Source organism: Alishewanella sp. HL-SH05 (assembly GCF_052655985.1).
In genome coordinates this window covers 1,019,074-1,045,323 of sequence record NZ_CP199753.1, presented here as the reverse complement: position 1 = coordinate 1,045,323, position 26,250 = coordinate 1,019,074, and the positions used below count along the sequence as shown (strand labels likewise).

Here is a 26,250-nt window from a genome sequence, read left to right as displayed (position 1 = left end):
ACGTGCAGACAATGGGTCTGCGCCTAGTGCAGGATAGTTCCCTTGAGTGTTCAACTTAGTTTCAGCGCTTTTGCGCTTTCACCCGCCTTACTCGATACCTTAACCAGCTTGAATTATCATCAGCCTACGCCTGTGCAGGCACAAAGCCTACCTGCAATTTTAGCGGGTAAAGATGTGCTGGCTCAGGCCGCGACGGGCTCGGGTAAAACAGCCGCCTTTGCACTAGGCTTACTCAGCAATTTAGACGTTAAGCGTTTTCGGGTACAAAGTTTAGTGTTATGCCCCACACGTGAATTGGCTGAACAAGTCGCCACCGAAATTCGAACTTTGGCGCGCGGCATCCATAACATCAAAGTATTAACCTTATGTGGTGGTATTCCGGCCAAAGGACAAATTTTGTCTTTAGAACACGGTGCGCACATCATTGTGGGCACACCGGGTCGAGTGTTAGATCATTTACAACATGATCGTTTGAACCTAGAAGAACTGACGATGTTAGTGCTCGATGAAGCCGATCGGATGCTCGAGATGGGTTTTGCCGAAGACTTACAACAGATCATCGATGCTATGCCAGCACAGCGCCAACAACTGCTGTTTAGTGCCACCTTTGCGCCTGCCGTAAAGAAACTAGCAAACGAGCTGTTACACTCACCCCAAGAAGTGATTATTGATAGCCCTGCTACCAAAGCCAACATTAATCAGCAATTCTTTTTGCTAAGCCATAACCAAGAACGCAGCCAAGCCACGGTACGTTTAATTTTGGCTAAAGCGCCGCAAAGCTGCGTTATTTTTGCCAATACCCGTAAAGAAGTGCAAAGCTTAGCCGAGCAATTAAAATATGCCGGTTTTAGTGTGGCTGCCTTACACGGTGATTTAGAGCAGCGCGAACGCGAACAACAACTGCTGCAATTTGCCAATGGCAGCTTACAATTGTTGGTGGCCACCGATGTGGCGGCACGCGGTTTAGATATCGAAAAGCTCGATCTGGTGATCAACTTTGAGCTGGCGCATGATACCGATACGCATATCCATAGAATTGGCCGCACCGGCCGTGCCGGCGAGCAAGGGGTCGCCTGCACGCTGTATACCACGCAAGACGGTAATAAAATTAGCCAACTTGAAGAGGCGCTGGGCCAAGAGATTAATCCTGAGCCCTTACCTGAAACCCGCAATAGCAAGCCGCTATTACCGTTAATGGCAACCATTGAAATTGACGGCGGTAAAAAACAAAAATTACGCCCGGCCGATATTGTGGGCGCGCTCACCCGTGATGATCAGATTGCTTTTGCCGATATTGGTAAAATTCAATTGCAGGATTTTCGGGCTTATGTGGCGGTAAAACGCAGCGCTTTAAAAGCCGCTTTGCAGCAATTAAACAACAGCCGCATCAAGGGCCGCAGTTTTCGGGCTTACCGTTTAGGTAACGATTAACTAGCCCTACTCAAAACCTTTATCACGGCGCAAGGCCTTAGTTTGGCCTTGCTGCTTCTTCTGCTGTAAGCGTTTTTGCTGGCTACCATAAGTCGGTTTGGTGGCAAAACGCTTCTTCGGGGTTTTACTGACACTGTGCACCAGCTCCACAAATTGCAATAATGCCAGCTCGCGGTTTTGCTCTTGGCTGCGGCTTTGTTGACATTTAATCAAAATTTTGCCGCTGGGTGTAATACGGTGATCAGACAATTGCAGCAAACGGCTTTTGTAGATCTCAGGTAAGCTGGAGTGGGCAATATCAAACTGCAGCAACACTGCCGTTGATACTTTGTTTACATGCTGGCCACCAGGGCCAGATGAGCGCACAAATTGCCAACTCAACTCATCATCTGCTACATGAACATTTGCATTAATCCTGATCACCGCTGCTCCTTAACGCTCCCAGTAAGCCTCTTCTAAGCTATCTTCGCGCTCAGGTAGGCCTTTAGACAAACGAGGAGCATTCTGTACTAAAATCTCATAGCTGACCCGATTGGCGTATTTACATAATTGTGCAAACGATGAATAAGCCAAGTATGACTCTTCGTGCTTGCTCGATAACGGCTGCACTTGTTTATGATAATGATTCGCCGCCATATCGTGTAATATGGCCGCCAAGGCCCCATCACCGGCGCCATTGGTATTTTTAATGCGCTCTGGACCGCCTAAATACGGATCAATGTGCGAATACACCTTCAAGGGGGCTTGGCAATTTTGCCGCAGCATCGGCCGACTAAACTCAAAGCGATTAAAATCTGCTAAGCTGGCCGATTTGATCGGGTTAGAACTTTCACGTTTCATACTTTCATCAGTATAACCGCACAAGTATAGCCCCTCAGCACCCGCGGTGATCAACACCATATCGGTGATCTCTAAAGCGGCTTGCGCTGCGCGTAGCGGATCAGCAAAGCCGGTTAACGCTTCGGCCTCTAATTCATTCATCGCCAGAACATTGACATATTTGCTAACGGTTTCAATGATTTGCTCGCGGTTTTCTTCCACCAAATGCCGTGTCCCTAAGCTCATCACAACCGGTACTTGCTTCTCACTGGCATCAGACAACGCTTTAAGCATAGCTTGTTGAATGGGCTGATCAGTGGCGCGCAAGGGGTAAGCACTCACCACAAACGCTGCCGCACCTGCAATAATGTCAGTTGGGATATACTCCGGTGCCAACTGATCCATATCACTGGGATCGATAACAAAAGTACGTTCACCATCGGGCGTAATCATCGTGATACCACGGCCAATATCACCGGCAACACCTTGCAGGCGGTTCATATCCACTTTTGAGCTGGTATGACACACATAATGATAGGCTGGCGAACCCAGCGCGATATTGGCTGACATCACGCCGAGCAACACCGATTTATCATCGGCTAATACGGAGTAATTATGAATGGTATTACCAATAGTGCCACCGGCAAAATGATCCGAAATCGCTTGCTCCACCACCAACTCATGGTAAATCTCGTTGGCTTTTTCATGTGCGACTAAATTGGATAACCCTTTGGGAATATTATGTTTCGCGAGAAACTCATCACTGACACTGGCCACTACATCAACGATAGTTTGATCAAGCCCTACGATATACGTGTCCAACTCCGGCCGCACTTCAAAACTGGGCAGTTGTGGTTTAGGTTGGGATACTGGGAAGTAATGCTTTATTTTGCGCAGACCAGGAAATTTCATAGCGTAAGCTCAACTGAAAACAAGCCGATATGTTAACAAAAATACCGGCAAAAAAGTAAAGTAATGTCAGCTGGCATCACGCAAAAACACCGGTTTATCCAAGCTGGATAACGTATCGCTGAAATAATAACCATCAAGGTCGAATTGTTGTAATTGTGCGGGTTCCTGTAATGCGTGCTGGATCACATAACGCGCCATCAGGCCACGCGCTTTTTTGGCATAAAAACTGATGATTTTGTATTGGCCATTTTTATAGTCCCGAAACTCAGGCGTAATAATACGTGCTGATAAGTGTTTTTTATCAACCGCTTTAAAATACTCTTGTGAGGCTAAATTGAGTAATACATCACTGCCTAAAGCCGCCAGCTGTTGCTGTAAAGCCTTGGTCACTTCGGCCTGCCAAAAGGCATACAAATCTTTACCGCGCGGATTCGACAGTTTTGTGCCCATCTCAAGCCGATAAGCTTGCATCAAATCCAAGGGTCTTAATACACCATATAAACCGCTGAGAATACGCAAATGGTTTTGCGCATAGCGTAGCTCGTCATCCGACAGACTATCTGCCGCTAAGCCCTGATACACATCACCATTGAACATAAATAACGCAGCTTTCGCATTGTCGGTATTAAACGGAGGTTGCCACTGCGCGAAGCGTGCCGCATTTAAACCGGCCAACTTATCACTAATATGCATTAACGATGACAAATCAGCTGGGGTTAACTGCTTACAAACCGTGGCTAATGCTTTGGCATCCTGTAATAAAGCAGGTTGGCTAAAACTCAACTCACGCGAGACGGGGGTTAAATCTAAATCTTTGGCTGGCGATACCACCATCAACATAAAGACGGCTCCTATTTTGACAAAATGAGCGTTTATACTGCACAGCCGCTGTTTCAGACCTTGCAGACAACGATATAGCCCATTATGCTGTTTACTAACTCGATTGCAAAAGGAATCTGCATCAGCGTTACCACTCTGTCGCCCGCTGTATCTGGTTTTTGCTGACTGCCATCTTACGTTCGTTAAACTGCAACTAACGGCAGAGCCGCCTCGTTAAGGGCAGATCCCACATTAACCCTGTTTTTAGACAAACGGCTATTTTGTTGTTATTTTATTACAAGAATAGCCATTTAGACGTATACTTAAGCTAATTCCAACTAATAAGTGGTAAGTGAACAACATGAATGATCTTCTAAGCCAATTAAAAGCCGTCACCACCGTGGTCGTTGATAGCGGTGATCTAGGTGCTATTGAACAGTTTCGTCCGGTAGATGCCACCACCAATCCATCGTTATTATTAAATGCCAGTCAACTCGACTTTGCCAAGCCCATCTTAGCGGCAGCTATTGCCTATGCTAAAACACAAACCAGTGACAAAGACTCGCAGTTAAGCTTAGCCAGTGATAAATTTGCGGTAGATATTGGCACGGCTATTAGTAAGTTAGTCCCTGGTCGCGTGTCTACCGAAGTCGATGCCAGATTGTCCTTTGATCGTGATGCAACCTTAACCAAGGCACGGCAATTAGTGGCCTTATACCAGCAAAACGGTGTCAGTCGTGAACGCATCTTAATTAAAATTGCCTCAACTTGGGAAGGGATCCAAGCGGCCAAAGTGCTTGAGCAAGAAGGCGTTCAGTGTAATTTAACCCTGTTATTCCACATGGCGCAGGCACGCGCTTGTGCCGAAGCCGGTGTGTTCCTGATTTCTCCCTTTGTTGGGCGTATACTAGACTGGTACAAAGCCAATACCAAACAAGACTACACTGCCGAAACCGATCCCGGTGTCTTGTCGGTACGCGAGATCTACCGCTTCTTCAAAACCCATGGTTACAACACAGTAGTGATGGGTGCCAGCTTCCGCAATATTGGTGAAGTATTGGCGCTTGCCGGCTGTGACCGTTTAACCATCAGCCCAGGTTTGTTAGAAGAGCTGCAACAGCAGCAAGGCGAATTAACCGTACATTTGAAAGATGACGGCGCCACAGCGACGAAACCGGCAGCATTAACCGAAGAAGCCTTTCGCTGGGCACTCAACGAAGACGCCATGGCGACGGAAAAATTGGCTGAAGGGATCCGCAAATTTGCTGTGGATCAACGCAAACTCGAAGCATTACTCGCTGCCCAACTTTAACCTCTGATTTGTAGGAGATGACGCGATGTCGGTAACCCTTTCGGCTTTATTAAGCCCTCTAGCAGCGAAGCAGCAACCCCTGCGGCAATTATTTGCAGCAGAACCGGGCCGTGCTAAACGCTTTAGCACCAGCGCTTGTGGTATCTATTTAGATTATTCAAAGAACTTATTAGACGAGCAAAGTTGGCAAGCCTTGCAGCAATTAGCCACACAAAGCAAAATTCGTCAGCTTAGTAAACAAATGCAAGCCGGTGCGGCCATTAATAATACTGAACAGCGCACCGTGTGGCATACGCGATTACGCCAACAAGATCTGAGCAATTTACAGCTAGCCGGCGAAGATATTGGTGCAGCCATTACGGCTTGTCAGCAGCAAATGGCACAATTAATTGATGATTTACACGCACAACGTTATATCGGCTATCAAGGTAAACCGATTACTGATTTAGTCTGGGTTGGCATTGGTGGCTCATTATTAGGCCCACAGATGGCCGTAGAAGCACTGACTCCCTATCATTGCAGCCCGGTGAACTTGCACTTCGCAGGTAATATCGACGGTGCGGTGGTGAGCGATATTACCAAAAAACTCGATCCTGCCACCACCCTCGTCGTGGTGGCGTCTAAGTCTTTTGGCACCGAAGAAACCAAACAAAATGCCTTGGCATTACGGCAGTGGTTTAACGACGCCGGTGCCGACAGTAACGCCATTGCTCATCACTTTTGGGCGACCTCGTCTAATGTTAAAGCGGCTGCCGAGTTTGGCATTATTGAGAAACATATTTTACCCATGTGGGATTGGGTTGGTGGTCGTTATTCATTATGGTCTGCCATTGGTTTACCTATTGCGTTAATGATCGGCAATAGCGCTTTTAAAGAATTGCTAGCCGGTGCTGCCGCCATGGATGAGCACTTTTTTAATGCCCCCTTTAGTGAAAACTTGCCGGTTATTTTGGCATTGCTAGGCATTTGGTACATCAATGGTTTTGGTTGCCAAGCTCAAGCCTTATTGCCTTACAGTCATTATTTACGTTTATTGCCCTCTTATGTGCAACAACTGGATATGGAGAGTAATGGTAAGTCGGTTGACCGTCGCGGCCAACCACTACAAGACGCCACGGCACCGGTGATCTGGGGCGATGCAGGCACTAATGGTCAACATGCGTATCATCAATTGTTACATCAAAGCCAATTAAAAGTACCGGCTGATTTTATTCTGCCCTTACAGGTAAGCCACAGCTTAGCGGATCAACATCAACGCTTAGCGGCGCATTGTTTTGCGCAAACACAAGCGTTGATGCAGGGTAAAACGGAAGAGGAAGCCCTTGCCGAATGCTTAGCTGCAGGCATGACACAACAGGCCGCGGCAGAGCTGGCGCCACATAAAGTATCGCCGGGTAATAAGCCCAGCAACACCCTACTACTCGATGCTTTATCGCCTTATCACCTCGGCGCGTTAATCGCCATGTATGAGCATAAGGTGTTTTGTCAGGGGGCTATTTGGGAGCTGAACAGCTTTGATCAATGGGGCGTCGAGTTAGGTAAACAACTCTCAGGCCCCATTTATCAGGCGATCAGTGGTCAAGCTGACGGACAATTTGATTGCTCAACCGCCAGCTTAATAAAACGCTTTTTGCAAAAACCTTAGGCATACCACTAAGTTTACCAAGCTTATTATTATTTGATTAACGTAAAAAGGCTGCTTTCGCAGCCTTTTTTTAGCTTGTCATCTTGTTGTCACTTTTTAGTTTTATTTTTAAACAAAATATGGTAGAACCTTTGTTGAAAATAACAACAAAATCAACATCAGATGAGGCCGTAATATGGAAAGCTTCGAAGACTTACTGAATATGTTGGAACGACCTGCTGCGAAGACACGTGTGGTCAAACGCAAATGGCGTGAAATTGAAGAGCTGAAAGAGCGTCAACGTCTCAAAAAGGAACTCTGTGACATAGATTGGACCATCGAACCTGAACTAGATACCATTGAATTATAAACAATAGGCCCGCTACTCTATAGCGGGCCTATTGTTTTCATCACTGTGCTAGGATCGCATGCCAATTAATCGGCGTCTTACCCGCCGCTTTTAATAGGCTATTGGTCTGTAAAAAGTGACCACATCCGAAAAATCCTCGGTGCGCTGATAAAGGCGAAGGATGCGGCGCTGTTAAAATATGATGCCGCTGAGCATCAATCAGCCGGGCTTTCTTTTGCGCATGACTGCCCCACAATAAAAACACCACCTGTTCAGAGTGAGCGGAAATTTGTTGGATAACAAAATCGGTAAACAGCTCCCACCCAAGTTTCTGATGTGAATTCGGGCTATTCGCTTCCACAGTCAGCACCGTGTTCAGTAACAATACCCCTTGCTCAGCCCAGCGCTGTAAACAGCCTTGATCCGTGGCGGAAAAATCAGCATATTCCAGCGCCAGCTCTTTGTAGATGTTACGTAGCGACGGCGGCACTTTTACCCCAGCTCTAACTGAAAAAGCCAAGCCATGTGCTTGATTTGGCCCGTGATAGGGATCCTGGCCTAAAATAACCACTTTTAGCTGTGCTAATGGCGTTAATTTAAACGCATTAAACACCTCATTACTCGGTGGATAAATCACCTTACCACTGGCTCGCGCCTGTTCAACCTGAGCCAGTAAGTCTAAAAAATAAGGCTGCTGTTTTTCAGCAGCCAACACATCGGCCCACAGCATTATTGAGCAGCCTTTTGCCGAATCACGTGCTCTAAGGCACTAAAGTCAGCAGGGATCTCTAAATTTAAGCCCGGCTCAGCGGCACATTTAGCTAAAATTGCCGGTAACGCGATTGGATTGCCAAGAATATTCTCGACCTGCTCTTTAAACTTGGCCGGATGCGCCGTACCTAAGAAGATCCCAAACTCACCCGGTTGTAAACTACGCTTTAACGCTTTATAAGCCACGGCCGCATGCGGCTCGCTTAAATAACCTTCTTGCGCCAATAAACGCATACCGACTTGCGTATCGTCTTCATCAACCATGGTCGCTTCAATATCACTGCGGCTTATCACACCTTGCGCTAGCAATGCTTCAACCCGCGGCCAATTGTTGGGGGCGCTGACATCCATAGCATTAGACAAGGTTGCACGGGTATCTTTTGGCTGCCATTCGCCATTTAACCAATAACGAGGCACCGTATCATTAAGATTGGTTGCAGCCACTAAGCGCTTGATCGGTAACCCCAAAGCTTTGGCAATTAAACCCGCCGTTAGGTTACCAAAGTTACCACTCGGCACCGCGATAACCACTTCTGAGCGTTTATCTACCGGTACTTGTGCCATAGCTTCAAAGTAATAACAAATTTGTGCAAACAAGCGGCTGATATTAATCGAGTTAGCCGAGTTGATATTAAATTCAGCAACCAGTGCTTTATGATCGAACACTTGTTTAACTAACGCTTGACATTGATCAAAATCGCCTTCCACCGCTACGGTGGTAATATTTTCACCCAACGTAGTAAACAGTTTTTCTTGCAGCATGCTGATTTTACCCTTCGGATACAAAATCACCACCTGCACACCCGGTTGTTTAAAAAAGGCATGCGCCACGGCAGCCCCAGTATCACCCGAAGTGGCAGTCACAATCGTAGTATGTTGTTGCTGCTGCGCTTGCGCCAACGCTTGCGCCATAAAGCGCCCACCGAAATCTTTAAAAGCTAGCGTTGGGCCATGAAATAACTCTAAGCAATGCACTTGCTCGTTTACTGCAACCAGCGGTGCCGGAAAGGTAAAAGCCTGTGCAACCATCTGGTGTACTTGCTGAGGGCTGAGTTCATCACCAATCAGCGTAGATAAAATCTCCGCACTGCGCTGCACTAAGGGCAAACTTAGTAAATGCTCAATATCCAATTTGGGCCAACTGCTCGGGAAAAACAGCCCTTGTTGCTGCCCTAGCCCCTGGCGTACAGCTTGTAAAAAACTGACCTGCTCTGCAGGTACTTTTAAATTATGTAATTGCATGCTTGTTCCTCCAGCGCCCGCGCGCCTGTATTCGCCAGACGACACACTACGGTGAGCGCATCTTGATTTTTTGCATAATGGGTTTGCAGATATTGAGCCGTGAAATCAGCTACAGCGCTACTATTACATACGGCAAATAACGTTGGCCCTGCGCCAGAAATACCTAAATGCAACACCCCTGCGTCAGTGAGCGCTGCTCGCAATGCCGTTAATTCAGGTAATAGCGGCAAACGTGCCGGTTCAGCCACCAGATCTTGTAAAGCGGCCGCCGCATCAACGTCGTCGCTACTGTATAAGGCGCTAACAAAGCGACTTAAGGCACCTGCAAATTTAATGCTATGTGCTAACGAGAGTTGTTTTGGTAACACTTCACGCGCCGCTTTGGTGGATAACACGGTACCGGGGTAGCATAACACCACTTGCCAGTCTGCAAACCAAGGCAAACTGCGACAAATTGCCGGGCTATCCGGTAGCATTAATTGCAAGCCACCAAAATAAGAAGGCGCGACATTGTCATAATGCACACTACCACTGACGCCCCCTTCAGCAGTGGCCATCAGTTGTAGCAGTTCAGTTTGACTAAAGGGCTGACCGAAATAATCGTTAAATGCATAAAAAGCAACAACAATTGAGCAAGCACTAGAACCTAAACCGCTACCAACGGGTAGATTCTTATGTAAGTGTAATTGCAAGCGAGGTAGCGTTTTACCTAACGCTTCCTCAAAAGCATAAAAGGCTTGGCTTACTAAATTATCCGTGGTACCTGCAGGTAATTGATGCACATAACGGCCACTGATGGTCAGCGATAAAGACTCCGCCTCGCCTAAGATATCTAATACATCGCCCAGCAAACTGCCATCTACTGGCGCAAAGGCTGCGCCAAGCAAATCGAAGCCGACCGACAAATTACCGGTCGATGCCGGAGCGTAATACCGTTTAATACTGTTTTTTTGCATTATTTATACCTGCTGCTGCCAACTTAGCGTGCGCATGATATCGCTAAACACCCCTGCCGACGTCACTGCGGCTCCGGCACCATAGCCCCGCAGCACAAACGGGATAGGTTGGTAATAACGACTTAACATCGATAAGGCGTTCTCACCGTCTTTCACTTTTGCTAAGGGATGATCAACCGCTAACGCTTTAATGGCCACCTTACATTTACCATCACGAATTTCACCAATGTAACGTAGCACCTGCCCTGCTGCTTTGGCTTCGGCTAAGCGCTTTGCAAAATGCTCGTCAAGGCTGGGTAAACGCGCCATAAAGTCATCGATACTGCCACTGGCATCAAAGTCGGCAGGTAATACAGACTCCACCTCGACATCACTTAAATCCAGCTGTAAACCCGATTCCCGCGCCATAATTAACAGCTTACGTGCGACATCCATACCCGATAAATCATCACGTGGATCCGGCTCAGTAAAGCCCAGCGCCTTGGCTTTGGCCGTCACGGTTGATAAAGCAACACCCGCTTCTAACTCACCAAAAATATAAGAGAGTGAACCGGATAAAATGCCTTCAAAGGCTAACAGTTCATCACCCGCGTTAATTAAACCTTGCAGAGTATCAATGACCGGTAAGCCAGCGCCTACAGTGGTTTCATATAAGAAGCGACGACGCTGTTGCTGGGCAACGGTCCGTAGCTTGTGATAATAGTCTAAACTGGCTGTGTTGGCTTTTTTGTTGGGTGTCACGACATGAAAACCTGCCGCCAGAAAATCAGCATACTGATCGGCAATTTGCTGTGAACTGGTGCAATCCACCAATACCGGGTTAATCAAATGCTGTTCTTGCACAAAACGATTTAACTCAGCCAAAGAGAAGGTTTGCTTGGCAGCCGGCAATTGTTGCTGCCATGACTCTAACGCAATGCCATCGCCGGCTAATAAAAGCTGCTTACTGTTGGCAATGCCGTACACCGTTAAGCGCACTTGTCGTTGTTGCAAAAACGCTTGTTGACGATGGATCTGAGCCAATAACTCACTACCAACCACACCACACCCCACCAAAAACACATCAATACTCGGGATGTGGCTAAAGAAGTTTTCATGACACACTTTTACCGCACTTTGACAACTACGTTGCTCTACCACCGCCGAGATTGAACGCTCACTGCTGTCTTGCGCTATCGCCACAACATTTACTCGGGCTTGCGCTAAAGAAGCAAAGAACTTCGCGGCAACACCTTTATGTTGACGCATACCATCCCCCACCAAGCTGACAATAGCCATATCAGATTGAATGATTAACGGCCGTAATAATTTGGTTTGTAATTCGAGTTCAAATTCTTGCTCTAAGGCGCGTTTTGCGGCCTGCAAATGTAATTGAGGCACACAAAAACTGATACTGAATTCAGACGAAGATTGTGTGATCAAACTGACCGAGATTTGAGAGCGTGCCATAGAAGCAAAAACCCGGCTCGCCATGCCCACGACACCTTTCAAGCCAGGGCCGGAAACAGTAATTAACGCTAAATGCTCTAGGCTTGAGATCCCTTTCACTAAGGCTTCCCCATCACCGTCGTTATCGATACAGGTACCGGGTGCACTTGGGTTCAACGTATTTTTGATATAACACGGTATTTGCACTCGCGCTAAGGGGCCGATGGTTTTCGGATGCAGTACTTTAGCACCAAAGTACGATAGCTCCATCGCTTCATCATACGACAAACGATCAATTAAGCGCGTCTGTTTTACTTGCCGGGGATCGGCACTGTAAACACCATCAACGTCAGTCCAGATTTCACAGGCACTGGCTCGGATCGCCGCAGCGACGACTGCAGCAGAGTAATCTGAACCGTTTCGCCCCAATAAAGCCGTTTCGCCTTGAGCGTTGCTTGAAACAAAACCCGCTAACACATAGATACTGGCGGGCAAACCGGCAAGGGCTTGTTGAAATTGTTGTGCCGTCGCTTCCACATCCGCGGTGGCATTTAAGAAATCACCATGGCTTTTCACTAATTTTACGGAGTCAAGTGATGCGGCATCTGCACCACGCGCTTGCAACAACGCTGTCATCAGCGCCACGCTAAATTGTTCACCCAAGCCCAGAATTTGCGCCTTGATATGATCGGGACAGAAGCGTAATAGGCTCATACCCTGTAATCGCAAACTTAATTGTTCAATTTGCTGGGTAATTAACTGTTGCACAACCTGTTGCTGTGCGGCACTGATACCCACCACATCTTGCAATAGTTGCTGATAACGTTGCTGTAACTGTTGCAGTAGCGCTTGAAAATCGGCACCCAAATAAGCCAGATCCGTTAATTCTACCAGCGTATTGGTCACCCCTTGTGGGGCCGATAAGACTAAACACACTTGTTCCGTCGTAGCTTGTTGCATCACGATCGTTGCCACTTCACTGAAGCGGGCAACTGACGCCAACGATGACCCACCAAATTTTAGCACCCTCATCTCTCTCTCCTCGCGCATTGTCGTCTTTCGTTGTTTTGCTATCGCAGACCCATCGCCATTATCGGCCAAAAAAAAACCCGAAACCTTTTGAGGTCACGGGCCTTTTTACAGACAACACACCGCCGACCTCCTACCCCGCAGGGTTGGTGGTGATAATAATCATGGTGAGTGCTGTCATTTTTATTTTCATGAACACACTATGCACGGACTTATAGACGTCTGTCAATCCTTTTTCTGATTTAACTGGCTATCGCTGCGGTATTCCAAATACTGACCTGATTTCGGCCTGCTCGTTTGGCTTGATACAGCGCTTGATCGGCTTGCAAGATCAGTTCATCTGCACTGTTCGACATTTGATGCAAACTCACGCCCGCACTAATTGTCACCCGCACTTTGGGTTCATGCTCGATAAAAGCCTGTTCTGATAATTGCAAACGGACCCGGTTAGCCACTTCTATTGCCCCATTTAAGGTGGTATCTGGCAGCACGACCGCAAAAGAGGCGCCACCGAAGCGTGCTAAGAGATCATTATCACGCAATAACCCTGCACAATGACGCGCCAGCGACTGTAACAAGATATCTGCTGCTTTGTGGCCATATTGATCATTAAGGTGTTTAAACTGATCAATATCAAACATCATTAGCGATAAAGGCCGCTCATATCGCTCGGCTCGTGCGATTTCTAACAGTAATTGTTGCTGCCAAAATTGCCGATTCATCAAGCCGGTAAGACTATCTTGGCGATCATGAATTTTTAATTGCTGCTGCGTCATTAATAATTTAGCGTGATAACGCGCTTGCTCGCTGGCATCTTGGATCCACAAGCACAGAAATTGTTCGTGAGTTTGAGGGTGACGTAAGGCAATAAGCGTGCAATTTTGCGCCATATACACTTGTGTTTGGTCCAGGTGTTGTTGGCGAGGAAACTTGAGTAAATACAAGCGCTGTTGCCAGCTAATCTGTTCGGTTTGTTGGCTGGTCAACACGCTCTGCATTTTCCGATTGAACCACGCTTTAGGCACTTCGGGAAACAAAGAAAAAAACGATTTGCCTACCAGCTCTCGCTCTGTCAATTCGCTATATCGGTAAATAAAGCTGTTGGCGTAACTGATTTGGCAATGCGAATTCAGTAACAGAACGCCACCAGGTAAATGTTGTACCATGGACACTAATATCGACGAGATCACACAGATTCCTCTTTTTACTGCCGATTGCTGACTATTTTGCTATAACTATTTTAAATCTTACGCTTATTCGTTATGGTAACAGTAATACATAACAATAAAACGATGATCAATCTTAGGGTGATACCATGCAGCAACCCAGCTTGTCAAAAAAGCTGCTGACAAAAGTCTTATCAGTCTATTTTATTTTGACGCTTGTGGTGACCGTTGGCCAGATCGTTGCTGAATATTACAACGCCAAAAATTATATTAATAACGAGCTAACCACCTTACAAAACACCTTCGCTGGCAGTTTGACGAGGGCGATTTGGGAGCTCAACACCCCACAAACCTTGAATATTGCCGACGGCTTGTTAGCCATCCCAACGATTGAAGGGATTATTGTGCGGGACGATAACGGCGCCATTATTACTCAATCTGGCCGTTATATTGATATTCAACAACGCTTTAGCAACCAATTGGTGAGTGAAGAAGTCAGTTTAAGTGAACAAGGCTCGGGTATTTTTGGATTTACCTTTCCGTTAATCTTTGAGTTTTCTGGCAGAACGAGCCAAGTGGGCGATGTCACGCTATTTTCCAGCCGCGATATTGTTATCGAACGTATCAAAGTGGGTTTATATTTCCTGATTGCCAACGCAATGCTAAAAACCACTTTTTTAATCATCTTATTTCTACTGGCGTTTCGCCGTTATCTGATTGAACCTTTGGCTGATTTAAGCCAACAAATTGAAGATTTAGAGCTCGACCAGTTAGATGGCAGCAAAGTCATTGTCGCAGAAGACCAAGGCGCTGAACTATCCTTTATGGCGAATGCGTTTAACCGGCTGCTGGCTCGGTTAAGCGACAATCAAGGCCAATTAAAACAAACACAGCAACAATTGCTGGTATCACATAATAAATTAGATCAACAAAACCTCTTATTAGAACAAGAAGTCGCGCGGAAAACCTCGGGGTTAAGTCAAGCGATGATGGATTTGCAACAACAAAAACAAGAATTATTGCATAAGAAACAAGCTCTACGTGAAGAGATCGAACAGCGCGTGCAAACAGAAAGTAACTTACTGCAAAAACAACGTGAGTTGCAGGAAACCATTGATAACTTAAACTTAGCGCAAGACCGGTTAGTGCAATCTGAAAAAATGGCGGCACTCGGCGGTTTAGTCGCTGGCATTACTCATGAAGTGAATACCCCCGTCGGGATCTGTGTTACGGCCACCAGCTTTTTAGATGAGCGTGTCAGCAAACTGAGCAGCGCTTATCAACAAAAACAGCTTACGCCCAAAATGCTCGAAGAATTCTTACAAGAAGCACAACAAAGTACTGCCTTATTACAATCAAATTTATCGCGAGCATCCGATCTGATTGCTAGCTTTAAACAAATCGCCGTGGATCAAGCCAGTGAAGCCACACGCACCATCAATCTTTGCCACTATCTCAATGAAATTATTCGTTCATTACAGCCGCATTTTAAGAAAACCCAGTACCAAATTGAGGTGAACTGTGAAGAGAACATTATCCTAGATTGCCCTGCCGGTGCCATTTCACAAATTATTACCAACCTGTTGATGAACTCATTGATCCATGGCTTTGAAGACCGAGAGCATGGGCTGATCCGCATTACCGTGCTAGACAACGAACACAATATTGACATCCATTATGCTGACGATGGTAAAGGGCTCGCGGCCGATCAGTTAGCGCAATTATTTCATCCGTTCTTCACCACCAAGCGCAATCAGGGTGGCAGCGGCTTAGGTACACATATCATCTACAACTTAGTACGCCAAACGCTAGGTGGCAGCATTGAGGTCAGCAGCCAACTGGGCGAAGGCTTGCATTATCATATTTGTTTTCCTAAAAAACTAAATAGATAGCGCCGCTTGAAGCAGGTTATACTGCCGGTCTTTGTTGTAAAATGAAGTAAGGTTTTTATGTGGTTTAAAAATATTCGGGTTTACAAACTCAGCGCTCCGCTGACAACAGATTTGGCCAGCCTTGAGCAAGCCTTCGCTGAATTTAAGTTCAGCCCTTGTACCGGTCAAGAAGCAGTGAAAAGTGGGTTTAGCTATCCTCTGCATAACAGTATTAAACAATATTGCCATCAACAGCAGCACCGCTGGTTTTTTGCGATTAAGCGCCAAGAAAAGATCCTGCCTGCTGCCGTGATCAATGAAGAATTACAACCCAAAATTGATGCTGCCGAGCAAGAACAAGGCCGCGCGTTAAGTCGCAAAGAAAAACAGGCTTTAAAAGAAGAGCTTATCCATACTTTACTGCCGCGTGCTTTCAGTCGCTCTCAGCTGACTCAAGGTTATTATGATGCGCAACAAAACTGGTTGGTAATTAATAGCAGCAGTGCGAGTAAAGCAGAAGATATCTTGGCTTTACTGCGCAAAGCGATCGGTTCTTTACCGGCTTTACCTTGGTTAGACAGTCATAAACTGAATAGTCAGTTGCAACAATGGTTAAAGCATGAAGATTTACCCAAGGGCTTTATGCCAGGGGCGGAAGTCGAGTTAAAAGCGCCCGATGAAGAAGGCGCCAAGGTGCGCTTTAGTAATCATTTACTCAGCGCCGATGAAGTGCAAACTCATTTACAAGATAAACTGGTTACGCGCATTAGCTTGCAACAAACCGAAGGTGTCTCATTAACCATCACAGATGATGGCAGTATCAAACAAGTCAAATACCCAGATAGCGTTATTGATCACAACGATGAACTGGGCTGGGATGATTTACCAGCGCGATTAGATGCTGATTTGTTATTGATGGCGGACAGTGTCAACAATGCCCTGCTCGCCATCAGCGAGCAGGTGAATAGCCATCCGGAAAGTTAAGATTTATTGAAACAGTTGCCGAATGTCTTGATAAAGGTTGGCAATTTGCGGTTGTTGCATAAACTCCGGTACCGACACCACTTGCTGCGTAACATAATGCGTTAGCAATTGGTGTTGTTCTTCCGTTGATTTGTAAAAACCGCGAGCTACGGCCGCTAAACGAATAAAATCAGTATAATCTAATTCTGGGCTGGCCTTGCAGACACGCCATGTTTTGGCTGCGCGCTGCAACTCGTCATCGAAACCCCAGGCCTTTAACACTTTGACACTTATATAAGGCGCGGCCTTGTCGATCACACTGGTTAAAAAAATCGGATGCCCAAATACTTCTGGATGCCGTTCGGCTTCGGTGATCACGGCAAGTGCCCCAATATTATGCACTAACGCACATAACGTCATCACATCTGCACTTAACGTACATTGCTTATTCACCGTTTGATAGGCTTTTAAGCAAGCCACCGCGATTGCCGCGACCTGCACATTGTCTTGCCATAATTTATCTAAATGCTGCTGTACTTGTTTATATTGCGATATGAATAACTGCTCTACCGCCATCGCGGTGGCAATATTTTTAATTTGGCTTAAACCAATTCGAGTAACTGCTTGGTTTAAGGTGCTCACCTTAATTGAACGCCCCATAAAGGCGCTGTTAGCGACTTTCATCAGCCGGGCTGCCAAAGAGGGATCCTGTGAAATAACTTCTGCCATTTGCGCGAGGCTTACGCTGGCGTCATCGGCTCGTTGCCGCACTCGTAACGCAATTTCTGGCAAGGTCGGTAAGACCAAGCGGTCATTACGGATCTTGTCATCTAAAATAGTCAGTAATGCTTGTTGTGCACTCATACTGCGCAGTCTCTCGGTTAATCAATGAAAACTCGTTATAGGGCTTAATAGTGAGCACCCTCGGTTTAAGCCGATGCGACTACATTAAGCTTGCTCGATTATCTGCTGCATCTGTTGCAACATAGCTTGCACCGCAGCCACATCTTGCTGTTTTGCTATTTTTTCTAATGCGTCGGCAAGTTGGGTGAGCTGTGGGTACCCCATACTGCCCGCACTGCCTTTTAAGCTATGGGCATCAAACTCTAAGCTAGACCAAGCCTGCTGCTGCAAAGCTAGCTCAAATTGCTGTAATAACGCCGGCAACTGCGCTTTAAAACGCGCTTTTAGCGCTTGCATTGCGGGATCTTGGGCTAAATGCTGTTCCAACTCCTGTAATTTGCTTGACGTTGTTTTAGCATAACGACGCAACAAGGACAAAAATTCTTTTTGCACAATAGGCTTGCCAAGTAATTCCTGACACCCCGCTAGACGATAACGCTCGGCATCCTCAGCCATCACATTAGCCGTCACTGCAATAATGGGGGTGTTCACGCCGGCCAGTCGGATCAATTGAGTGGCTTCTTCTCCACCCATCACAGGCATTTGCATATCCATAAAGATCACATCAAAACGGCCGGCTAAAGCGCGCTCTACCGCTTGATGGCCATTACTGACCAATTCATGATGCACTCCCACTTTATCTAGCATTAACGCTAGCAGCAGTTGGTTATCCGGGTTATCTTCCGCCACCAGCGCATTAAGCTGCCACTGCGTTTCACGCTCGGTTAGCGGCTCAACAAGGGGTTCAACAGCCTCATATTGCTCAATCAGGTTCACTTTGTCGGCAACAGGCAACAGTAATTCAAAGCTACTGCCAATGCCCTTGACACTCTCGACCAAAATATCACCCGACATTTGCTCAATCAGCTTTTTCGAGATACACAAGCCTAAACCCGTTCCACCAAAATCGCGAGTAACGGTGGCATCGGCTTGCATAAACGGCTGGAATAAACGCTGTTGCTCTTCGTTATTCATGCCAATGCCAGTGTCTTTTATTTTAATCGACAGCCGCGAATGTGCTGCATCATAACTGACCGCCAACAAGATCTTACCTTTACGGGTAAATTTCACGGCGTTACTGGTGAGATTTAATAACACCTGTCGAAGACGCAAGCTGTCCACATAAAGAGTTTGCGGTAACGGAAACTGAATGTGTAATTGACATTCTAGCCTCTTTTGGCGGGCTTGCTCCTTGGTCTGCTGATAAATTTCATTAAGCATCGCCAAGTAATCGACCTGGCTTAATTGCAGCTCTAATTTGTCAGCTTCAATTTTTGATAAATCCAAAATATCGTTGATTAAGCCAAGCAAATGTTCGCTACTGCGCAACACGCGCCGTAAATAATCCGAACGGGTTGCTTGTTCTGTTTCATTTAAGGCTTGCTCACTAAAACCAATAATCGCGGTCAGTGGTGTGCGGATCTCATGGCTCATGTTAGCTAAAAAAACACTTTTTAAACGGTTGGCTTGCTCGGCCACTTCACGCGCTAAAATTAATTCTTGGTTAGCTGATGCTAAATCGCTATTGGCCCGGGCGAGATCTTGAGTACGACGCAATACCTTATCTTCGAGTTGCTGTTTATAGATCGTTTCGCGTTCACGGTACACGCGTAACTGGCGCACCATCACATTAAAAGCCGCGAACATATCACCGAGTTCATCTTGCTTACGTATTTCAAGGAATGTAGCAAAATTCCCCCGGCCAACCGCCGTTTTGGCTGCCGTCAGTTGTTTTACCGGGTTAAACACCTGATAAATCAGTATTTGATGTATTAGGATAGGCACTGCGAAGATACAAAATAACGCGAACAACAATATATGCAATGGCCATTTTGAAAACTGGCTATACATCTCGTCTGCATCCACGCCGTAGATCAGCTGATACGAGCCCGCTAAGTTTTTACCGAGTAAAAGTTTCGGTTGGCCCAGCAATAAACTATCAATAAAGTTAGTATGGTCAATACTCTGCTGAATGATCCGATATTGACTGGGTGGGAAGGCACTCCCAATTAAAGATTGATTAGCGGCATACGCAATGGTGGCGGCACGATTAACCAATAAAGTGACACTATTGGCTGAAACAGGGTTATTCGCGACTTGGGCAAAGGGCTCGGCATCGAGTACCATCAAAATATAACCCCACACTTGCCGATTCGCGCGACTATCCGCAAGGTAAAGCTTTTTCACAATAAAGACCTGTAATTGACGATCTGCGCCATGTGGCGCGAGAAATACCGTTTGATCTTCGATCATTGCTTGCACTAAAGAAAAATATTCATTCCTAAAACGGCTAGGTACCGTCGAAACCACCTGTTGAAGTGGGTATATCACATCCTCATCGCCATTTAGCCGCAACAACTTGATGGATCGTAGCGTTTCATCTTGCGCAGCGACTTCTTGAAACAAGTTATCAACGGCCTGTTTATCTTCGGCGGAGCCCGTCTGTAAATACTGATTAAGGCGTTTTGAGATGGTGAGTAACGACAGCTTAGTCTGATTAACTCTTAAATAGTCATTGAGGTATTGTTGTTGGTCGTTTAAATGCTGTGAAACCTGCTGAAACAATTGTTGCTGTTTGACGGTGTTACTGTAGTGATATGCCAAATAGCCTAGCAGCGCTAAAGGTAAAATCAATAGCGGCAACATATAGATTAACAGTGTTTCCCGAAGCCTCATGCTGGCTTACGCCTATTATAATTGTTAATAACAATGGACTTACAGCATACTCAGCATTGCAGTCAGCGACAAGGGATCAGGCAGTTTTGACGACAAAAAGCAGATTTAGCTCGGTTAACGCAAGATATGCTAGTCATGAACATGGCATAGCCTTGATTGGGCTAGATCGCATAGCGACCTAGCCCTGTACTTTAAATAATTTTATTATCTTGCCAAAACTTTTCTTTTTCTAAACGTTTTTGTCTTTTCTCACAAGGTTTATCGCAGTCACAAGCTTTATCGATGTTCAATTCACCTAAACCACCACAACTTCCGGCAAGTGACTTACGCTGTAATAAATAACCGCTGGCCATTGCTACAACTACAACTAAAAATAACCCAAAGGTCATTAAAAAAATGGTCATTGTTCACCTCAAGGTTGAGTTAAATAAGGTTTAAAAGCATCTGATATATGTTCCACAAAACCGGCATCCGTTTTTTCAATAATTAATGCAGCAAGCTGCTGCTGATTAGCAAACGCCAGTGCCTCACTTGCCGACATCACATTTAACGCTGTGGCATAGGCATCTGCCGTCATAGCGGAAGCATGCAGCACAGTGCTAGATACTGTTTTATGCTGGATCGGTTTACCCGTGCGCGGATCAATTAAATGCGAGTAACGAATACCGTCTTCCTCAAAGTAATTACGATAATCACCTGAGGTGGCTACCGCGATTTGGTTTACCGCCATAATGCGTTGTACCGCACGTTCATGGTCGATCGGTTTTTCAATGGCCACTCGCCAGTCACCATTAGGTTTTGCTGCACCTACACGCATTTCGCCACCAATATCCACCAAAAAGCGGGTAATGCCTTGCGCCAATAAGATTTCTGCTAATTGATCGACACCATAGCCCTTAGCTATCGTCGACAAATCAACACTCACCCGCGGATCGCTCTTTTGTAACTCAGTGCCATTTAAACTGATTTTATCAATACCAACATGTTGGCGTATGGCTATTAACGCTTGCTCGTCAGGCGCATGTTCAATGCGACCTTGCGCACCAAAGCCCCATAATTCGACTAATGGCGCCACGGTAACATCAAGCACACCTTGCGTTTCGTGTCCGACACGAATGGCTTCGGCTATAACCAGTTGCGTACGGGGTGATAAGGTAAAGGGCTCACTGCTCTGTTGGCGATTAAAGCGCATTAATTCAGATTCTGGTCGATAGGTCGACATCAGATCGTTTAATATCTCTAACTCGCTATCAAAGGTGGCTTGCAGCGCGGTCAGATCCGGCTCTTTGTCACTGTAAAATTTCACGACATAATAAGTGCCCATCGTTTTACCTTCCACTTTGTATTCTGGAAAGGTCTGCTGCGGTTGGCAAGCCGCAACCAATATAACGAACACTAATATTAGCAAGGGGCGAATAAATCGCATGTTCTGCTCCTGATAAAAATAAGGGGCGACTAAAAGTCACCCCTACTATTTTACCGCTTCACGCTTAGATTAACCACCAAAGTCATCTAATAGAATGTTGTCATCTTCTACGCCTAAGTCTTTCAGCATATTGATAACCGCTTTGTTCATCATTGGTGGACCACACATGTAGAATTCACAGTCTTCTGGTGCTTTGTGGTTCTTCAGGTAGTTTTCATAAATTACGTTATGGATAAAACCCGTATAGCCAGTCCAGTTATCTTCTGGTTGTGGATCAGATAACGCCACATGCCATTCGAAATTGTCGTTCTCAGCCGCTAGCATATCGAAATCTTCAACATAGAACATTTCGCGCTTCGAACGCGCACCGTACCAGAAACTGATCTTACGCTTGGTTTTTAAGCGGCGTAATTGGTCAAAGATGTGTGAACGCATTGGCGCCATACCTGCACCACCGCCGATGAAGACCATTTCAGCTTCAGTGTCTTTGGCATAGAACTCACCAAAAGGCCCTGAAATCGTTACTTTGTCGCCTTCTTTCAAAGACCAAATAAACGATGACATTTTACCGCAAGGCAGCGTTAGGTTATTGGGTGGCGGCGTAGCAATACGCACGTTCAGCATGATAATGCCTTCTTCTTCTGGGTAGTTAGCCATTGAATAAGCACGAATAGTCGGCTCATCCACTTTTGACTCCAGTGTGAAGAATTTGAAACGTTCCCAATCACCACGGAATTGTGCAGGAACATCAAAATCTGCATATTTAACGTGATGCGCAGGCGCTTCAATTTGGATATAACCACCCGCACGGAAAGGTACTGATTCGCCATCAGGGATCTGCAGTTTCAGTTCTTTAATGAAAGTGGCTTTGTTATCGTTAGAAATAACCGAGCAATCCCATTTTTTAATACCGAAGATTTCTGCTTCTACTTCGATGTCCATGTCAGTTTTAACATTAACCTGACAAGACAAACGACAGCCTTCACGGGCCTGACCTTTAGTGATGTGACCCAGCTCGGTAGGTAAAATCTCACCACCGCCCTCGTGTACATGGACACGACACTGACCACAAGAACCACCGCCACCACAGGCTGATGACAAGAAGATACCGTTATCAGCTAAAACGCTTAATAACTTACCGCCTGCTTTTGTTTTAATTGCTTTGCTCGGATCACCGTTAACACTGATCGTGATATCGCCACTGGCAACCAGTTTTGATTTGGCCGCTAGAATAATAAATACTAGCGCCAGTACCACGACAGTGAACATGCCAACGCCAAGATAAATCTCTTGCATGGTGTTATTCCTCTACTGCTTATAGTTGAACGCCAGAGAAAGACATAAAGCCTAATCCCATTAAACCTACTACCAAGAAGGTAGAACCTAAACCGCGTAAACCGTCTGGGATATCAGCGTATTTCAGCTTCTCACGAACTGCGGCTAATACCGTTATCGCTAAAGCCCAACCTACACCACTTCCTAAACCGAACACGACGCTCTCACCGAAGGTATAATCACGTTCAACCATAAAGGCTACCGCACCAAAAATAGCGCAGTTAACGGTAATTAAAGGTAAGAAAATACCTAATGCGTTGTATAACGCAGGGAAATACTTGTCTAAGATCATTTCTAGAATTTGCACCAGGGCAGCGATAACGCCGATGTAGGTTAAGAACCCTAAGAAACTCAGATCGGCATCCGGAAATCCCGCCCATGCTAACGCACCTGGCGCTAATAAAAGGTGGAAAACCAAGTTGTTCACAGGTACCGAAATACCCAGTACAACGATAACCGCAACACCTAAACCAAAAGCAGTTTTGATTTTTTGTGATACAGCAAGAAAGGTACACATCCCTAAGAAGAATGCTAATGCCAGGTTTTCAATAAATACGGCACGTACGAACAAGCTAATGTAATGTTCCATCAATCGCTCCTTAAACCTTCTTCTCAATTTGCTCTGGGCGGTACGCACGTAATACCCAGATAAAGGCTGCAATAATGATGAAGGCGCTTGGTGGCATCAGTAGGATACCCATTGGCTGATACCAACCACCTTCACTGATCAGAGGCATGATTTGTACGCCAAATACTGAACCTGAACCGCCTAACTCACGGATAAAGGCGACAACTAATAACACCACGCTATAACCTAAGCCGTTACCAATACCATCTAAGAAACTCATGCCTGGAGTACTTTTCATGGCATAGGCTTCAGCGCGGCCCATAACGATACAGTTAGTGATAATCAAACCAACGAATACTGAAAGTTGCTTAGATAAATCATAAGCATAAGCTTTCAAGAACTGGTCAACAACGATTACCAATGAAGCGATAATGGTCATCTGCACGATGATACGTACGCTTGATGGAATGTGGTTACGGATACTCGAAATAAAGAAATTCGAAAAGGCCGTTACAAAGGTCAATGCCAAACACATTACTAATGCGGTGGTCATCTGAGTTGTTACCGCTAGCGCAGAACAAATACCGAGTACTTGTAAAGCGATAGGGTTATTGGCAAAAACCGGACCAAACAGGACGGTTTTAATTTCTTTAGCATTAGCCATTGGTTAAGGCTCCTTGACGCACTTTAGTTAAGAATGGACCGAAGCCGTTCTCACCAATCCAGAAAGTGAAGGTATTTTGCACACCATTTGCCGTCAGCGTGGCACCTGACAAACCATCAACCTGATAATCAGACTGAGGGTCGGCATTACCTGGTTTCAAAATAGTTAACGCCAGCTGGCCAGCATCGTTGGTTAATTTCTTACCCGTGAACTGTGCTTTCCAACGTGGGTTTTCTATTTCGCCACCTAAACCGGGGGTTTCACCTTGTTCATAGTAGTTTAAGCCGATAATCGTATTGCCATCGGTTTCGACTGCTAAGAAAGCATGCATCGTTGACCATAAGCCATAACCATGCACCGGTAACACCACGGCTTTTAAATTACGATTGTCATCGTAAGTTAACCAAATAGGTGCTTGCTCTGAAATACGACGGATAGAAGCCACATCTTCGCTTTGCGCCAGTGCTTCACCTTCCTTAAGGTTTTTACGGTAGTCATAAGCCTCAGCACAAGCGGTATCGCAACTTGCGTCAATCTCACCGGTCTTTAAATTAACCAGACGCGTTTCAACGTGCTTGCTAAACAGCTCGGCAACCTTAGCTGCAGGTGCTGAACCTTCGATTAAACCTACACTGCGCAGGATGTTAATTTGCGAGTCTAACTTTTTGTTGGCTTGCTGCGTTGGACGCAACTGCACAGCGGCAGTTGCCACCACGATGGCACAAACTAAACATAAAGAAACTACTACAATCAGCGTCTTGCTGATGCTGTCATTATTACTAGACATTACGTGCCAGCCTCCGCTTGATGTTGCTCTGAGCCACGAAGAAATCGAATAAAGGTGCAAACAAGTTAGCAAACAAGATTGCCAACATCATCCCTTCTGGATAAGCCGGGTTAACCACTCGGATCATCACCACCATAAACCCAATCAAAATACCGTAAGCCCATTTACCTTGGTTAGTAAACGAGGCAGATACTGGGTCTGTGGCCATGAAGAACATACCGATGGCAAAACCACCTAACACTAAATGCCAATGCCATGGCATCGCAAATAGCGGGTTGCTGTTTGAACCAATAGCATTAAACAAATAGCTGGTTAATACCATACCGACCATGACACCCAGCACGATACGCCAAGAAGCAATACGGAAGTAAATTAACGCTAAACCACCAACTAATAACGCCAGTACTGAGGTTTCACCGACTGAACCAGGGATAAAACCCAAGAACGCATCCCACCACAGCTGGGTATTTGCCGCGTAATCTAGTTCACCAGAAGACGCTTTGCTTAACCAAGTCGCACCTGAGTATCCGTCGGCTACAGTCCATACCGCATCACCAGAGATTTGCGCTGGGTAAGCGAAGAACAAGAACGCACGACCGGCTAAAGCAGGGTTTAAGAAGTTACGGCCAGTACCACCAAACACTTCTTTTGCCACTACGATACCGAAGGTAATACCAAGCGCCACTTGCCATAAAGGAATGGTTGCAGGCAGGATTAAAGCAAACAGGATTGAGCTAACAAAGAAACCTTCGTTGACTTCATGTTTACGCACTGAGGCGAATAAGACTTCCCAAAAACCACCAACCACGAAGGTAACAGCATAAATAGGTAAGAACCAGACAGCGCCATAGAACATCTTAGCGCCCCAGCCTGAGGTGGCCGTTAACTCTCCGCCTAAGGCAGAGTAAATGGCAACCTGCCAAGTGTCAGGTGTACTAAAGCCTTGTGCTAATGCCAAACTGGCCTGATGGCCAATGTTGTACATACCGAAGAATAACGCTGGAAATAATGCCAGCCAAACGAAAATCATAATACGCTTCAGGTCAATACTGTCACGGACATGAGTACCGTTTTTAGTCACTAAACCTGGCGTATAAAGTACGGTCGCCACTGCTTCATACAGTGCGTACCACTTTTCGTGTTTTCCGCCTTTTTCAAATTGCGGTTCAATGCGCTCTAAAAAATGCTTTAAGCTCATG

At 45.9% G+C, this 26,250-nt stretch carries 23 protein-coding genes; 6 read left to right on the top strand and 17 right to left on the bottom strand.

The window, feature by feature from the left end; translation table 11 throughout:
• Nucleotides 1-42 precede the first annotated feature (42 nt).
• Nucleotides 43-1,431, top strand: coding sequence for an ATP-dependent RNA helicase DbpA (gene dbpA / locus ACUJFL_RS04755; RefSeq protein WP_226749592.1), 1,389 nt, complete (start codon nucleotides 43-45; stop codon nucleotides 1,429-1,431).
• Nucleotides 1,432-1,437: 6 nt separating this feature from the next.
• Here dbpA and arfB read toward each other — a convergent pair whose 3' ends face one another.
• The 3 genes from arfB to yaaA form a co-directional block, all read right to left on the bottom strand.
• On the bottom strand, nucleotides 1,438-1,854 hold the full coding sequence (arfB, locus tag ACUJFL_RS04750; protein WP_236128719.1) for an alternative ribosome rescue aminoacyl-tRNA hydrolase ArfB: 417 nt from the start codon (nucleotides 1,852-1,854) through the stop codon (nucleotides 1,438-1,440).
• Between the two features lie 9 nt (nucleotides 1,855-1,863).
• Nucleotides 1,864-3,162 (bottom strand): inosine/guanosine kinase, encoded by a 1,299-nt coding sequence (locus tag ACUJFL_RS04745; protein WP_445428627.1) that lies wholly within the window; start codon nucleotides 3,160-3,162, stop codon nucleotides 1,864-1,866.
• A gap of 66 nt (nucleotides 3,163-3,228) precedes the next feature.
• On the bottom strand, nucleotides 3,229-4,002 hold the full coding sequence (yaaA, locus tag ACUJFL_RS04740; RefSeq protein WP_445428626.1) for a peroxide stress protein YaaA: 774 nt from the start codon (nucleotides 4,000-4,002) through the stop codon (nucleotides 3,229-3,231).
• Between the two features lie 340 nt (nucleotides 4,003-4,342).
• Here yaaA and tal point away from each other — a divergent pair, with 340 nt between their 5' ends.
• From tal to ACUJFL_RS04725, 3 genes are all read left to right on the top strand, one after another.
• The gene (gene tal / locus ACUJFL_RS04735) at nucleotides 4,343-5,293 is read left to right on the top strand and encodes a transaldolase (protein ID WP_445428625.1); all 951 of its coding nucleotides are present in this window, start codon (nucleotides 4,343-4,345) and stop codon (nucleotides 5,291-5,293) included.
• Between the two features lie 25 nt (nucleotides 5,294-5,318).
• A complete protein-coding gene (gene pgi, locus ACUJFL_RS04730) occupies nucleotides 5,319-6,938 on the top strand; it encodes a glucose-6-phosphate isomerase (RefSeq protein WP_445428624.1) in 1,620 nt (539 codons plus the stop codon).
• Nucleotides 6,939-7,113: 175 nt separating this feature from the next.
• On the top strand, nucleotides 7,114-7,287 hold the full coding sequence (locus ACUJFL_RS04725) for a DUF3545 family protein (RefSeq protein WP_226749586.1): 174 nt from the start codon (nucleotides 7,114-7,116) through the stop codon (nucleotides 7,285-7,287).
• 40 nt (nucleotides 7,288-7,327) lie between these two features.
• Here ACUJFL_RS04725 and ung read toward each other — a convergent pair whose 3' ends face one another.
• From ung to ACUJFL_RS04700, 5 genes are all read right to left on the bottom strand, one after another.
• Nucleotides 7,328-7,996: a uracil-DNA glycosylase gene (ung, locus tag ACUJFL_RS04720; RefSeq protein ID WP_306177075.1), complete on the bottom strand. Its 669-nt coding sequence runs from the start codon at nucleotides 7,994-7,996 to the stop codon at nucleotides 7,328-7,330.
• Entirely contained in the window at nucleotides 7,996-9,279 is a 1,284-nt protein-coding gene (gene thrC / locus ACUJFL_RS04715) for a threonine synthase (protein ID WP_445428623.1), read from the bottom strand. Before thrC ends, ung begins: the two co-directional genes overlap by 1 nt.
• Nucleotides 9,261-10,235 (bottom strand): homoserine kinase, encoded by a 975-nt coding sequence (gene thrB, locus ACUJFL_RS04710; protein ID WP_445428622.1) that lies wholly within the window; start codon nucleotides 10,233-10,235, stop codon nucleotides 9,261-9,263. Before thrB ends, thrC begins: the two co-directional genes overlap by 19 nt.
• A 3-nt stretch (nucleotides 10,236-10,238) precedes the next feature.
• Nucleotides 10,239-12,713 (bottom strand): bifunctional aspartate kinase/homoserine dehydrogenase I, encoded by a 2,475-nt coding sequence (gene thrA, locus ACUJFL_RS04705; protein ID WP_445428621.1) that lies wholly within the window; start codon nucleotides 12,711-12,713, stop codon nucleotides 10,239-10,241.
• A 221-nt stretch (nucleotides 12,714-12,934) separates the two neighbouring features.
• Entirely contained in the window at nucleotides 12,935-13,882 is a 948-nt protein-coding gene (locus ACUJFL_RS04700) for a sensor domain-containing diguanylate cyclase (protein ID WP_226749581.1), read from the bottom strand.
• Nucleotides 13,883-14,007: 125 nt separating this feature from the next.
• On the opposite strand from ACUJFL_RS04700, the gene ACUJFL_RS04695 reads away from it, so the two are divergent.
• Entirely contained in the window at nucleotides 14,008-15,750 is a 1,743-nt protein-coding gene (locus ACUJFL_RS04695) for a sensor histidine kinase (RefSeq protein WP_306177079.1), read from the top strand.
• A gap of 57 nt (nucleotides 15,751-15,807) precedes the next feature.
• Nucleotides 15,808-16,713: a recombination-associated protein RdgC gene (locus ACUJFL_RS04690; protein WP_306177080.1), complete on the top strand. Its 906-nt coding sequence runs from the start codon at nucleotides 15,808-15,810 to the stop codon at nucleotides 16,711-16,713.
• Nucleotides 16,714-16,716: 3 nt separating this feature from the next.
• Here the strand turns inward: ACUJFL_RS04690 and ACUJFL_RS04685 are convergent, their stop codons facing one another.
• The 9 genes from ACUJFL_RS04685 to ACUJFL_RS04645 form a co-directional block, all read right to left on the bottom strand.
• On the bottom strand, nucleotides 16,717-17,556 hold the full coding sequence (locus ACUJFL_RS04685; RefSeq protein ID WP_226749578.1) for an HDOD domain-containing protein: 840 nt from the start codon (nucleotides 17,554-17,556) through the stop codon (nucleotides 16,717-16,719).
• An 84-nt stretch (nucleotides 17,557-17,640) separates the two neighbouring features.
• Nucleotides 17,641-20,271, bottom strand: a complete 2,631-nt coding sequence (locus tag ACUJFL_RS04680) for an ATP-binding protein (protein WP_445428620.1) — start codon at nucleotides 20,269-20,271, stop codon at nucleotides 17,641-17,643.
• A gap of 191 nt (nucleotides 20,272-20,462) precedes the next feature.
• Nucleotides 20,463-20,675 (bottom strand): (Na+)-NQR maturation NqrM, encoded by a 213-nt coding sequence (nqrM, locus tag ACUJFL_RS04675; protein WP_226749576.1) that lies wholly within the window; start codon nucleotides 20,673-20,675, stop codon nucleotides 20,463-20,465.
• Between the two features lie 8 nt (nucleotides 20,676-20,683).
• Nucleotides 20,684-21,697 carry an FAD:protein FMN transferase gene (locus ACUJFL_RS04670; RefSeq protein ID WP_445428619.1) on the bottom strand — a complete coding sequence of 338 codons (1,014 nt, stop codon included), beginning with the start codon at nucleotides 21,695-21,697 and terminating at the stop codon, nucleotides 20,684-20,686.
• Nucleotides 21,698-21,766: 69 nt separating this feature from the next.
• A complete protein-coding gene (nqrF, locus tag ACUJFL_RS04665; protein ID WP_229585357.1) occupies nucleotides 21,767-22,993 on the bottom strand; it encodes an NADH:ubiquinone reductase (Na(+)-transporting) subunit F in 1,227 nt (408 codons plus the stop codon).
• A gap of 19 nt (nucleotides 22,994-23,012) precedes the next feature.
• A complete protein-coding gene (gene nqrE / locus ACUJFL_RS04660) occupies nucleotides 23,013-23,621 on the bottom strand; it encodes an NADH:ubiquinone reductase (Na(+)-transporting) subunit E (RefSeq protein WP_226749573.1) in 609 nt (202 codons plus the stop codon).
• A gap of 10 nt (nucleotides 23,622-23,631) precedes the next feature.
• Nucleotides 23,632-24,264 (bottom strand): NADH:ubiquinone reductase (Na(+)-transporting) subunit D, encoded by a 633-nt coding sequence (locus ACUJFL_RS04655; protein WP_226749572.1) that lies wholly within the window; start codon nucleotides 24,262-24,264, stop codon nucleotides 23,632-23,634.
• Nucleotides 24,257-25,051: a Na(+)-translocating NADH-quinone reductase subunit C gene (locus ACUJFL_RS04650; RefSeq protein WP_226749571.1), complete on the bottom strand. Its 795-nt coding sequence runs from the start codon at nucleotides 25,049-25,051 to the stop codon at nucleotides 24,257-24,259. Before ACUJFL_RS04650 ends, ACUJFL_RS04655 begins: the two co-directional genes overlap by 8 nt.
• Nucleotides 25,044-26,249 (bottom strand): NADH:ubiquinone reductase (Na(+)-transporting) subunit B, encoded by a 1,206-nt coding sequence (locus ACUJFL_RS04645; protein ID WP_226749570.1) that lies wholly within the window; start codon nucleotides 26,247-26,249, stop codon nucleotides 25,044-25,046. Before ACUJFL_RS04645 ends, ACUJFL_RS04650 begins: the two co-directional genes overlap by 8 nt.
• Nucleotide 26,250: the final 1 nt, after the last annotated feature.